Here is a 12,530-nt window from a genome sequence, read left to right as displayed (position 1 = left end):
GATCCTTAGATTATTTGCCTGCCCAAACGGCTTGCTGAATATTGATAGATTTCGGAATGATTTTGAGTTCGCTAAAACGGTTGGCGAGCTCTTGCTGGTCGGCAATTACTTTTTTGCTGAGCAGAGCTGCACCAGACGGGTTAGGACGGCGCTGGATAAAAGTCTGGCTGACAATCGGTTTCAGACCTGTGCTTTGCGCAAACAGGCTTGCAGTCGCAGCCTTGTGGCTTTGTACCCATTTATCAGCAACATTAAGCTGCTTGATAATGCCTTTAAGTGCCTGAGGATGATTCTTAACCAAATCATTTGAAGCCAGATAGAAGGTGTAATTTGGACTTAAGCCTTTCCCTGTGGTCAGTACCTTGGCCTTATCTTCCAGTTGTGCCGCAGCATAGTACGGGTCCCAAATGGTCCAGGCATCAATCGCACCTTTCTGGAAAGCCGCACGGGCATCAGCCGGACTGAGCCAGATCGGTTGAACATCTGTCCATTGCAAACCAGCCTTACGTACTGCCTGCACCAATAGATAATGTGAGCTTGAACCGCGGTGAACCCCAATACGTTTGCCCTTCAACTGGCGGAGCTGGGTAATTTTGGAGTTGCTTGGCACCAAAATGGCAGAAGCCAAAGGTTTTGCCGTTTCATAAGCAAAATAATGCAGTGGTTTGTTGCCTGCCTGAGCATAGACAGGCGGCGTATCGCCGGTTGAACCGATATCTACAGAACCGACGGCTAGGGCTTCTAAAATTTGTGGACCGCCAGGAAATTCATTCCAGCTGATTTTGGCGTTGGGAAATTCCTGTTCAAATAACTTTTGCTGTTGTGCAATCACCAGATTGACAGAAGATTTTTGATAGCCGACGCGAAGCTGTTTCACTGAAGGATCAACAGCCCAGGCGGCACTTGAACCCAACATCGCACAAGCAACTAACATAGCATTTATGCCATGACTGGAGGTCTTGAACCATGTGACTGCTTTGTTGTGTAGTTGATGCTGAGTCATGTTAAATCCCCTAAGTTTTATTTATGATTTACTTCGCTAAAATCGCGGATTGAATATTGAGTTTGTTTGGAATCAGTTTCTGCTGATAAAAGGCATCGGCAACATATTGCTGCTTTTGCACCACCTCATTAGAAATGGGTTGTACTCCAAAGCCCATGCGGGAAATGGACGTTTTCAGGATGTCTTTAGACAGTCCTGTTGGCTTTTCCAGCAGCTTGGCGGCTTCGTCCTGATGCTGGGATACCCATTGGGTGGTGGTGTTGAGTTCATTTACGACCGCTTTCAGCACATCAGGATGCTGCTCGGCAAATTTGCGGTCAGCCAGATAAAACTGATGGTTACTGACCAGGTTTTCACCTGTGGCAATGACACGAGCACCAATCTGCTTTTCTGCAGCAGCAAAGAACGGGTCCCAAATCACCCAGGCATCGACGGCACCACGTTCAAATGCGGCGCGTGCGTCCGAAGGCGGCAAGTACACCACCTGAATGTCATTTAGGGTGAGCTTGTTGGCTTGTAACACTTTTAACAGTAGATAATGAACATTCGAGCCTTTATTGAGTGCAACACGTTTGCCTTTTAAATCCTGGATGCTATGAATGGCTGAATCTTTTTGCACAATCAAGGCTTCAGCTTTAGGTGCTTCCGGCTGGTTGGCGATATAAACCAGATTTGAATTGGCAGCCTGTGCGAAAATAGGCGGTGCTTCACCTGCTTCACCTAATACAACACTGCCGACATTTAAGCCTTCAAGCAATTGAGGACCGGCTGGGAATTCTACCCATTTCACATTGACGCCCTGATCTTTCAACGCCGTTTCTAAAGTGCCGCGTTCTTTAATAATCGGTAACAAGCCATACTTTTGAAAGCCGATATTTAACGTGACTGTTTCAGCTTCTTTTTTTCCGCAACCTGACATCATCATTGCGCCAGCAACTACTGAAGAAAGGACCAGTGATTTCGCCCAGAATTTTGCTTGAATGGCGCTCATGTATGTGTGCTCCGCAATAAGGAAGTGTTGAATATTGAACACATACGCTAAAGCCTTTTCTTTTTCGAAAAAAATAAGAAAAGATAAATTTCTAATGAGGAAAAAAGATAAATAAAATAAAGAAAACCTTATGCGGAAATATGATTTATCAGGACAACTCAATATCCAGTTTTATTTAATTAAATTATTGATATTAATTAACTTAAATTCTAAATCTTAAGCGTGGATAAGAATATGCAAAAATGCCATAAACAAATCATGATAAATTTCGATGGGTTTATCATAAAGATATAAAAAATAAAGATATAAGCGGCATAAAAAAAGCCACTTTAAAGTGGCTTTTTGAAGACTAGGGAATTACGTTGATAGTTATACAGGGCCTGACGTGCATTGGGCAGGTCATCGACACTGGCGGGTTCAAAACCATGTTCGACAAACCAGTGCGCGGTACGTGTGGTCAGTACAAATAGTTGCTGAATGCCCAGACTTTTGGCCTTGTCTTCCAGATAATGCAGAATCTGGCTGCCGCGGTTAGACTTGCGATAGGTCGGATCGACTGCGACACAGGCAATCTCCGCCGATTTAACTTCATTGGCTGAGGTGGGAATAGGGTACAGCGCGGCACAGGCCAGAATCATCCCGTCCCGTTCAATCACGGAAAACTGTTCAATTTCACTTTCTAATCTTTCACGTGAGCGATACACCAGAATACCTTCGGCCTCCAGTGGACGAAGCAGATTCATCAAGCCGCCGACATCCTGAATCGTAGCCGTACGTACATCTTCATAATGGGCATCGGTCATCATGGTACCCGCACCATCACGGGTGAACAGTTCTTCCAGCAAGGCCCCATCGTAGGTATAAGAAATCAGATGTACACGATGTACCCCTTGCAGTGATGCATTTTTGGCACCGCGCAATTGCAGGGCAATATCGGGATTGGAATCCTGATATTGCAAGATCTGCCGATCCAGCTGATGCGGCGCTATTTCACGTTGCAATTGTCCAAACTCGTTGACCAGACCTTGCTGTTTACCCAAAAAAATCAGCTTGTCGGCTTTCAGCAGAATGGCAGTATTGGTGGCCACTTCTTCTGCCACCAGGTTAAACACCTCACCGGTACTGGAATAGCCGGTTGGACCCAGCAACACAATATTGTGATTTTTTAAATGTCTTTGAATGGCGTCAGTATCGACCGTTCGTACTTCACCCGTCAGCTGAAAATCGATGCCGTCCCGAATGCCATAGGGTTTGGCGGTGACAAAATTGCCCGAGATCACATCAATGCGTGCGCCATACATGGGGGAATTGACCAGTCCCATGGAAAGCAGCGCTTCAATTTGTAAACGGATCGAACCCACTGCATTCATGACGCAGCTTAAAGATTCGCGTGTGGTAATGCGGCGGTGATTGTGAAAAGGCGTTTGAATACCGCTGGCTTTGAGGTTCTGGTTGATTTGCGAACGTGCACCATGTACCAGAATCAGACGAATACCTAAAGAATGCAGCAGGGCAATGTCATGAATAATATGCTGGAAATTTTCATGTTGCACCGCCTCACCATCAAACATGATGACAAAGGTTTTGTTGCGGTGGGCATTGATATAGGGTGCAGAATGTCGAAACCAATGCACATATTGCAAATTTGTGCTTTGTGATGTTTCAGATGAATTCGTTTGCATACCTATCTCAAAATTAAAAAAATTTCCTTCCTTGATTCTAATCAAAAAATGACGGGGGGGAAGCTAAAAAATAAAAAACACCTGAATCGAATTCAGGTGTTTTTTAGGGAAGAGGAAACTTAGGCCGGTTTTAGTTGATGATGCGCACAATACGATCGGTACGTTCATTCACTAACACATAGTCGCCATTGATTTTATACCACTGTTGATAACGGTTGGTATTCGGTAAGCGGCGTGCTTCACGGTCGCTGACTTTATAGTTGGATGAGCTAAATACACGCGGGAAGTTTTGGCCGGCACGCCAGTCACGGCTTGGGTTTACTCTTTTATTGTCATAACGATTCTGGTTATAGCGATTATTGTCATAACGATTATTGTGATCCCAACGGTGGTCCTGTTGTGATGCTGTATGATTGTAGTGTTGATGATCATCATAACGATGGTCTGGTGCTGCCATCGCTGAAGTTGCCATCAATGCAGATAAAGAAAGCGCAATTGTAGTCAGAATTTTTTTCATTACTTTCACCCTGGATCATTTAGGAAGATGTTTTCGATGATTCAAAATTAGAGGAAAAGTCGAGATAAACGATGTTGGAATCTTAGTTGAATTGTGAAATTGATGGAGAAAAAAAGAAGATTGTAAAAGACTGAAAGTTATAGAGATAAAGGGATAGGATTGACCATAAAAGTGCAAAAATAAAAAAGCCCAAACAGGAGTTTGGGCATGGAGCATTTAAAACGGCGTTTAGAATCCTTGAATGCGTACAATATTATTGCTGTCTGTATCCACTAAAATATAGTCATTATTGATTTTGTACCATTGCTGGTTACGCGACGGTTTTGGCAAGTCATGGTTTTTATAGTCGACCTTGTAGCCATCGCCACGATAATGCTGTGGCATCACATAACCCGGTTGCCATTTATGCTGTTGTAGGCGCTTGAATCCGCGTTCTTCACGCATACGGCGTTTGTCTTGCATGTCATCATCATCTTCACGAAAATCGCGACCGCGGCTAAATTTTGGCTGATCGGATTGATCCCAGCCACGATAATTATTGTTTTTTTCATGAGGTCCGGCAAGGCTGACACTACTTGCCATCAATGCACTGAAAGAAATTGCCAAAACAGTCAAAATCTTTTTCATGTTGAACCCTCATAAAAAAAGTATTAATTTCACTGATGTTAATGTACAAAATAATTGCAGAGAAACTGTGAAGATCAATCATGCATTTCTTAAAAAATGCAGAGATAATAAGGATATTATGGGAAAATATCTCATCATTTAAAAATCTTCAGCAATTTTATAGCGCTATTAAATATTAAAAAACTTTTGCTTGAGGAAAACTTTGTATCAAAGTTTTGAGATCACGTTGACTGATTTAACAATGTTCTAAGCAACGGGCTGAACAGCGGGTTGGATTCGACAGTTCTATATAGTTTTCTTTTAGTTCCATTGTTCCACCAGGCCTTGTAGTGAGCTGACAGCCTCAGCAATCGCTTCTGCCTGTTTGACATCATCCAGACCGATGATCAAAGAATTTGAAAGCTGTAGTTTTTCAATACAACGAATCGTTTCAATTTTACGTTTTTGATCTGCCATGTTGAAATTTCTCATACTGAATGTTTTTGAATGGTGTTCAGCATAGCGGCATTCTTTTAATTTATAAAAACGAATATTTTTGTGAAAATTATCTAAAAATACGATTTAAGCCTTAAATAGCGAAAGTACAGTTCTGAGTTTTTAAAAATTTAAGTCTGTAATAAAAAAGGGAGCATATAGAACTCCCTTTTTTATTTTTAGAGATTAGTCTTGTGCATCAATGCTTTGACCATTCAAATGCAGGCTGTCGTCCCCCATTAAATACAGGTAAGCCGGCATAATGCTTTCCGGTGTCGCCAGGGTTTTTGGATCTTCCTCAGGATAAGCCTTGGCACGCATGGCGGTACGGGTGGCACCCGGATTGATGCAGTTAAAACGCACATTCGGATAGACATTTTCTTTGGCAAAAATCTGGTTCACTGCTTCAATGGCAATTTTGGATACCGAATAGGCTCCCCAACGTTCCCGCGCTTCACGTCCGACACCGGAACTGGCAAATACCACCGAAGCATGCTCGGACTTTGCCAGTAAGGGCAGCAGTTCCTGGGTCAAAATAAAGGGAGCACGCAGATTCACCGCCATCACATCATCCCAGACATCTACCGGGTAATGCGCCAGTTCGGTACGCTCTCCCAGAATCCCGGCATTGTGCAAAATGCCGTCCAGGCGACCGAACTGTTGCGTTAAAGTATCGACCAGTAACTCATAGTCACGAGGAGAGGCACTGGAGAGCTGCAAAGGCAGAATAGCCGGTTGTGGCGCACCCAGGCTTTCAATTTCATCATAGATGACTTCAAGCTTGTTTAGGGTACGTCCATGCAGCACTACAGTGGCACCATGCAGGGCATAGCTTATTGCAGCCGCACGGCCAATACCATCGCCCGCACCTGTAATCAGGATAATGCGATCTTTTAACAGATCGGGGCGAGGCTGATATTCTGAATATTTCATTGCATACCTCCTCGTTTATATTGTTATGTCGTTATGAAATGAGTGAATGATGATCTTGTTTTACGCCGACTAGTTGATTAATCACTTGATGTAATTCTGCAACTGTCTTCACTATACAATCCGCCTGCCATGCTGTTAAGTTATCTTTGTGTTGCAATGGTAAATAGCCATAGCCTGCCAGAATGGTGTACATATTGGCATTGCGGCCCGCATCAATGTCACGCGGATGGTCACCCACATAAATACAATCTTCAGGTCGTACCTGAATTTGCTTGGCCGCCAGATACATCGGTTCCGGATCGGGTTTGGTATTGCTGACATCTTCCGGGCAAACCAGAACCGCACAGCGTTCGGTCAGATTGAGTGCCTGAAGCAGGGACTCACTGAGCCAGCGTGGCTTGTTGGTGACAATGCCCCAGGGAATATCCTGACTTTCCAGTTGTTGCAGCAAGGGATACATGCCTTCGAACAGGTCGGTATCCACGGCAATATCTTCACCATACAAATCCAAAAAGCGCTGGCGATGGGCGAGAAACACCGGATCTTCCACTTCCAGTTCCGGATAGACTAGTTTCACCATGGCCCGGGCACCTTCAGAGACTTGGGTACGAATTAAATCCGCGGCCACGATGTCACAGGGTTTGTCGCGGCACATGTCCTGAATAATGCGAATGAAGTCAGCCGCTGTGTCAATCAAGGTGCCATCCAGGTCAAACAGTACAGCTTTCATCAGGCACCTTCTTTTACCGTATAAACCATATAGTTCACATCGACATTTGGTGCCAGCCAGTAACGTTTTGTTAGCGGGTTGTAATGCAGGCCGGTCATGTTTTTCAGTTTCAGATTGGCAGCACGGATATCATGTGCCAGCTCGGAAGGCTTGATAAATTTGCTGTAGTCATGGGTGCCTTTAGCCAGCATACGCAGGACGTATTCCGCACCAATAATGGCAAACAGATAAGACTTTGGATTACGGTTAATGGTCGAGAAGAACACATGGCCGCCCGGTTTGACTAGGGTTTGGCAGGCCTGAATAATTGATGCCGGATTTGGAACATGCTCCAGCATTTCCATACAGGTCACCACATCATATTGTCCAGCTTGTTCCTGGGCCAACTGTTCTACCGGAACCTGGCGATATTCAATATTCTGTACGCCTTCCTGTTCGGCATGAATGCGGGCTACATTTAATGGCGCTTCACCCATGTCGATACCCAAAACATTGGCTCCACGACGCGCCATACTTTCCGAAAGAATACCGCCACCACAACCGACATCGAGCACTTTTTTACCGCTGAGACCGCCAGCATGCTCATCAATCCAGTTTAAACGCAGCGGATTGATCATATGCAAGGGGCGGAACTCAGAATGCTGATCCCACCATATGGCAGCGAATGCTTCAAATTTGGCAATTTCTTGTGGATCAACATTCAATTGCGACATCGGTATCACCTCAATCAAGTCATTATAATTTAAAAAAGTTACAGAAGCTTAGTGTAGCGTTAATTCTAAAAAAAGCGATAAATGCCGTAAAAAAGTTCACAGAATGAAAACGAATTCGGCATAATTGATTTATAGTGATCGCATAAATTAGACATAATGATTTAGAGGACAATAAGGTCAATGAAAAAATTTCTTTTAGGTAGTGTAGCAACGGCTATTTTTGCCTTATCCGGTACTGCAATGGCAGCCAATTTTGTTGCAGGTAAAGATTACACCGTGGTGGCCAATCCGGTTAAGGTTGAAGTTCCTGGAAAAATTGAAGTGCGTGAATTCTTCTGGTATGGCTGCCCGCATTGCTATCGCTTAGAGCCGCATATGCAGACCTGGCTGAAAAAATTACCTAAAGATGTGCGTTTCGTGCGTACTCCGGCGGCAATGAATCCTGTCTGGGAGCAGGGCGCGCGTGGCTATTATGTGTCTGAAGCATTAGGCGTTCGTAAGAAAACTCACTTGCCTTTATTCCATGCCATTCATGCAGGTGGCCAGCAGATTTTTGATCAAAAATCCCAAGCCAAGTTCTTTGTAAAATATGGCGTGCCTGAAGCCAAATTCAACAGCATGTTTAATTCATTTGTTATTACTTCAAAAATAGCGCAAGCCAAACAGTTGGCACAGCAATATCAACTCAGTGGTGTGCCTGCGGTTGTGGTCAATGGTAAATATGTGGTGCAAGGTGAAGATGCCAAAGTCACTCAAGTGATCAGCTACCTGGTAGAAAAAGAGCGTAAAGCCAAATAAGCAACAGGTTCTAAAAAAACCGCCATCATGGCGGTTTTTTTACCTCTGGTCGTTATTCAATTATGAAGAGACCGAATCTTTGGAAGGGTCCCAGTTGGAGATGCCACGGAAAATCAAATGCACTTGAGTCATGGTTTGCAGCTTAAACTGTTTTTGTTGTTCTAGACGTTCTTCAGCCTGATAGTGACGGTTGATATCCATCCAGGTCATGGCCCAGGTAAAAGACAAGTTAATTAAAATATTAGAAAATACTTGTAGGTCTTGGGTATTACCAATGTGCTGCATGGCCTCAATTTGACCCAAATCATTAGCCAGGTCTTCAATTAAAAAATTAATTTCCCGGGCAATGGCCTGGCGAATCACTTCTGATCCACCCCAGCGTTCGGCAATCATAAATACCCATGGTTCAGGATGATGTTCAACTGCCTGAAAAAACAGGTCTAGGCTGATTTGGGTTTCGGTATCTGGTTGATAGATATAGGCTTGTCCCAGCTGATGAAAAATACCTTTTAAATGCAGGGCCACCTGATCGACTAGTTCCAGTCCCAGCTCATTCATGTCCTGAAAATGACGGTAGAACGCCGTCGGTACCAAACCGACATGGCGTGCAATTTCACGCAAACTGATGCTGCTGAAAGAGCGTCCAGACGTGTTTAAAGCCAGCGCAGCATCCAAAAGTGCCTGGCGGCTCTGCTGTTTACGCTCATCCCGTATCGACATGCGACTACCCTAAAAAAATGCTGAATGAAGTCTATCAAAAAAAAACAAATTAAACGACGAATGTCAGTGAACGGATGTTGACTGAATTAAAAAATGATTATAGTGTACATGTGTTCACTATAAGAACACCTGTTCACTCAAATAAATAGCCAGCAATAAAAGAGGAACGTCATATGAGTCATGTCATGCAATATCAGCCGCAATGGATTCGAGAAGATTTCGTCGATTTTATTGCTGAAAAAATCAATCCAGTTTGGGCATGGAAAAAAGTCAAAGCCAGTATTGTCGATGTACAGATGCTGAGTTCAGACTTTTATCAGATTGAGTTGCAGCCGAATCATAATTTTCGTGCTGATGCTTTTCATGCCGGACAAAGTATTTTAGTGACTGTAGTGATTGCAGGTGTGCGTGAGCAACGCAGTTATTCCGTTGTCAAAATCACTGCCAACGGCAACGTGGTGATTGCCGTAAAACGTCAGGGCAAAGTATCTAATGCTTTAACCCATTTGCCCGTAGGTGGCGTAGTGGAAATCTCTCAGGTGCAGGGTGATTTCACATTAAGTTCATCTCAACAACCTATTCTGTTGTTAGCTTCAGGCAGTGGTATCACTGCAATTTATTCTTTATTGCAACAGGCCATCCATCAAAAAGTCAGTCAAATTGACCTGATTTATTTTAGCCGTGATGAGGCTTTTCATAGCGAATTGCAGCAATTGGCCGAGCAGTATCCACAGTTTCAATATCATCATTTTAATACCCTGACCCAGAAGCAACATTTAACGGTGGAACTGCTTGAAAGTATCATTCCAGATTTTAAGCAACGTCAAAGTTATGCTTGTGGTGCCAAGGGCATGATGCAAAGCCTGAACCAGATTTATCAACAGCTGGGGATTACCGATCTGCTCAAACAGGAATATTTCCAGGTCGTCGTTGATGAAACTGCTGCAGTACAACCGGTAATTTTCTTACGCGCTCAACAACAGTTTGAAGCCAAGACCAATTTGCTGGAAAGTGCCGAACAGGCGGGGTTAAGACCCGCACATGGTTGCCGTATGGGCATCTGCAATACCTGTACCTGTACCAAAGTCAGCGGCTCAACCAAAAACCTGCTCACTGGTGAAATCGACCACGATAGCAATACCCAGATTAAATTGTGTATTAGCCAGGCCGTGAGTCCGGTGGTGATTAACCTTTAAAAACAAAAAATGCTTTGATAGCGCTGCTCAGTGATTGATTGCAATTTTTATAGCAGTGTTTGATTCTCACTCAGGAGAAAAACAATGAATATGTCAGTAAAGTTTCAAGAAAACAGTAAATCAAAATATTTAACTGCTGAACAAATTGCCGAATTTGGTGAAAAGGTCGATGCCATTCGCCGCGAAATTATGGACAGCATTGGTGAAAAAGATGCCGAATACATTTATAAAATCCGCGATTTTGTCCGTTATAGCGAAATTGCCTCACGCAGCATGTTGATGTTTGGCGGCTGGATTCCACCAGTCTGGTTATTGGGAACCGGTTTATTGGGTATTTCCAAAATCGTGGAAAATATGGAACTAGGCCATAATGTGATGCATGGTCAGTTCGACTGGCTGAATGATCCGACATTAAATGGTGCCAATTATGACTGGGACACCATGGCAACAGGCGATGACTGGAAACATACGCATAACTATATCCATCACACCTATACCAATATTGTCGGTAAAGACCATGATGTGGGCTATGGCCTGATTCGGGTCAGTGAAGCACAAAAATGGGAACCGCGCTTTTTATTCAATATTCCTTTAACTATTCAGCTGATGCTGTTCTTTGAATGGTATGTCGGTGTACAGAATTTACATCTGGAAGATGCGATTGCCTATAAAACCAAAACCTGGAAACAGGTCTGGAAAGAGTCGGCAAAATTCCGCAAGAAAGCCACCCGTCAGATTGCCAAAGATTATGTCTTTTTTCCTCTGATCGCGGGTCCGAATGCGTTGCCGGTATTTGCCGGAAATGCCGTGGCGAATGTCATTCGTAGCCTCTGGGCATCTGCAGTGATTTTTAATGGACATTTCACTGAAGATGCCGAAACCTTTGAACCGGACAATACGGCCACTGAAACGCGTGCCGAATGGTATTTACGTCAAATTCGCGGATCGAGTAATTTTAGCGGCACAGAATGGCTGCATATTTTGAGTGGTAATTTGAGTCATCAAATTGAACACCATTTATTCCCTGATATGCCGGCGAATCGCTATGCCGAAGCTGCACCGAAAATCCGTGCCTTATGCGCTGAATATGGCATTCACTATAATGAAGCCAGTTTCATGAAACAGTTTGGGAGCGTCTGGGTACGTTTGGCTAAATGTTCATTGCCAAATTCATGGACTTCAACCCTTGAACAATCCAAACAGAAATTAAAAGACTTATTGAGCTTTTAAACTTCACTAACAAGCTTAAGGATATGCAGGGTGGGTAGTGAATTTCATGCAAGCTTAAATGGATGCGTTCGGGCTTGATGGTTTTTGCCAATAGAGAATCTCTTGGCAAAACCTGAGAGCATGCTTCTGTTATACTAGGCCGCAATGAATTTTAGCCGAAATTAAGGACTCATTATGCGTATCGACCAACGTACATTAGATCAATTACGTGACGTAAAAATTACCCGTAACTATACACGTTATGCGGAAGGTTCAGTGTTGATTGAATTTGGTCATACAAAAGTTCTTTGTACCGCAAGTATTGATAATTCAGTCCCGCGTTTCTTGAAAGGTAAGGGACAGGGTTGGGTGACTGCGGAATACGGCATGTTGCCACGTTCTACCCATACCCGTAGTGACCGTGAAGCGGCGCGTGGTAAACAAAGTGGCCGTACTCAGGAAATCCAGCGTCTGATTGGTCGTAGCCTGCGTGCCATGGTTGATTTAAAAAAACTGGGTGAAAATACCATTACCATCGACTGTGATGTGATTCAGGCGGATGGTGGTACACGTACAGCATCCATTACTGGTGCAGCAGTGGCTTTAGTCGATGCCATGAATGTATTGCTTGAAACCAAGAAAATTAAACACGATCCGCTGAAAGGTCTGGTGGCTGCGATTTCTGTCGGCATGTATCAAGACAAAGCCTTGCTCGATTTGTGTTATGAAGAAGATTCAAACTGCCAAACTGATTTAAACGTAGTGATGACTCAAGCAGGCGAGTTTATCGAGCTGCAGGGGACTGCTGAAGACAAGCCATTTACCCGTGCACAATGTAACGAAATGCTTGAATTGGCAGAAAAAGGCATCCAAGAACTCATTAAAAAACAGCAAGAAGTTTTAGGCTGGTAAGTTGTTAATTTAACAATCTAAACAA

The 12,530-nt window shown here is 43.7% G+C and carries 14 protein-coding genes; 4 read left to right on the top strand and 10 right to left on the bottom strand.

Annotation, left to right across the window (positions count from 1 at the left end; genetic code table 11):
• Positions 1–10: 10 nt before the first annotated feature.
• From B9T38_RS09665 to ubiG, 9 genes are all read right to left on the bottom strand, one after another.
• Complete coding sequence (locus B9T38_RS09665) at positions 11–934, bottom strand: sulfonate ABC transporter substrate-binding protein (protein ID WP_251992224.1); 924 nt, start codon at positions 932–934, stop codon at positions 11–13.
• Positions 935–1,031: 97 nt separating this feature from the next.
• On the bottom strand, positions 1,032–1,994 hold the full coding sequence (locus B9T38_RS09660) for a sulfonate ABC transporter substrate-binding protein (RefSeq protein WP_086196597.1): 963 nt from the start codon (positions 1,992–1,994) through the stop codon (positions 1,032–1,034).
• 329 nt (positions 1,995–2,323) lie between these two features.
• Positions 2,324–3,676, bottom strand: coding sequence for an amino-acid N-acetyltransferase (argA, locus tag B9T38_RS09655; protein ID WP_086196596.1), 1,353 nt, complete (start codon positions 3,674–3,676; stop codon positions 2,324–2,326).
• 130 nt (positions 3,677–3,806) lie between these two features.
• Positions 3,807–4,193 (bottom strand): RcnB family protein, encoded by a 387-nt coding sequence (locus B9T38_RS09650; RefSeq protein ID WP_086196595.1) that lies wholly within the window; start codon positions 4,191–4,193, stop codon positions 3,807–3,809.
• A gap of 228 nt (positions 4,194–4,421) precedes the next feature.
• Positions 4,422–4,820, bottom strand: coding sequence for an RcnB family protein (locus tag B9T38_RS09645; protein WP_086196594.1), 399 nt, complete (start codon positions 4,818–4,820; stop codon positions 4,422–4,424).
• A gap of 300 nt (positions 4,821–5,120) precedes the next feature.
• The gene (locus tag B9T38_RS16770) at positions 5,121–5,276 is read right to left on the bottom strand and encodes a hypothetical protein (RefSeq protein ID WP_166170523.1); all 156 of its coding nucleotides are present in this window, start codon (positions 5,274–5,276) and stop codon (positions 5,121–5,123) included.
• 204 nt (positions 5,277–5,480) lie between these two features.
• Complete coding sequence (locus tag B9T38_RS09640; RefSeq protein WP_086196593.1) at positions 5,481–6,227, bottom strand: YciK family oxidoreductase; 747 nt, start codon at positions 6,225–6,227, stop codon at positions 5,481–5,483.
• 31 nt (positions 6,228–6,258) lie between these two features.
• Positions 6,259–6,960 carry an HAD family hydrolase gene (locus B9T38_RS09635; protein ID WP_171263219.1) on the bottom strand — a complete coding sequence of 234 codons (702 nt, stop codon included), beginning with the start codon at positions 6,958–6,960 and terminating at the stop codon, positions 6,259–6,261.
• On the bottom strand, positions 6,957–7,670 hold the full coding sequence (gene ubiG / locus B9T38_RS09630; protein ID WP_086196591.1) for a bifunctional 2-polyprenyl-6-hydroxyphenol methylase/3-demethylubiquinol 3-O-methyltransferase UbiG: 714 nt from the start codon (positions 7,668–7,670) through the stop codon (positions 6,957–6,959). The genes B9T38_RS09635 and ubiG overlap by 4 nt, the downstream gene beginning before the upstream one ends.
• A gap of 180 nt (positions 7,671–7,850) precedes the next feature.
• Between ubiG and B9T38_RS09625 the strand changes: the two genes are divergently transcribed.
• Positions 7,851–8,468: a thiol:disulfide interchange protein DsbA/DsbL gene (locus B9T38_RS09625; RefSeq protein ID WP_086196590.1), complete on the top strand. Its 618-nt coding sequence runs from the start codon at positions 7,851–7,853 to the stop codon at positions 8,466–8,468.
• 60 nt (positions 8,469–8,528) lie between these two features.
• Here the strand turns inward: B9T38_RS09625 and B9T38_RS09620 are convergent, their stop codons facing one another.
• Positions 8,529–9,188 carry a TetR family transcriptional regulator gene (locus B9T38_RS09620; RefSeq protein ID WP_086196589.1) on the bottom strand — a complete coding sequence of 220 codons (660 nt, stop codon included), beginning with the start codon at positions 9,186–9,188 and terminating at the stop codon, positions 8,529–8,531.
• Positions 9,189–9,361: 173 nt separating this feature from the next.
• Between B9T38_RS09620 and B9T38_RS09615 the strand changes: the two genes are divergently transcribed.
• The 3 genes from B9T38_RS09615 to rph all read left to right on the top strand — a co-directional run bounded on the left by B9T38_RS09615 (position 9,362) and on the right by rph (position 12,505).
• Positions 9,362–10,384 carry a ferredoxin reductase gene (locus B9T38_RS09615; protein WP_086196588.1) on the top strand — a complete coding sequence of 341 codons (1,023 nt, stop codon included), beginning with the start codon at positions 9,362–9,364 and terminating at the stop codon, positions 10,382–10,384.
• Positions 10,385–10,468: 84 nt separating this feature from the next.
• Positions 10,469–11,614, top strand: coding sequence for a fatty acid desaturase family protein (locus B9T38_RS09610; RefSeq protein ID WP_086196587.1), 1,146 nt, complete (start codon positions 10,469–10,471; stop codon positions 11,612–11,614).
• A 174-nt stretch (positions 11,615–11,788) separates the two neighbouring features.
• Positions 11,789–12,505, top strand: coding sequence for a ribonuclease PH (rph, locus tag B9T38_RS09605; protein WP_086196586.1), 717 nt, complete (start codon positions 11,789–11,791; stop codon positions 12,503–12,505).
• Positions 12,506–12,530: the final 25 nt, after the last annotated feature.

The sequence above is a fragment of the Acinetobacter sp. ANC 4218 genome, assembly GCF_002135245.1.
GTDB lineage: Bacteria > Pseudomonadota > Gammaproteobacteria > Pseudomonadales > Moraxellaceae > Acinetobacter.
The sequence above is the reverse complement of the archived record's forward strand: the minus strand, read 5'-3'. Positions and strand labels throughout refer to the sequence as shown.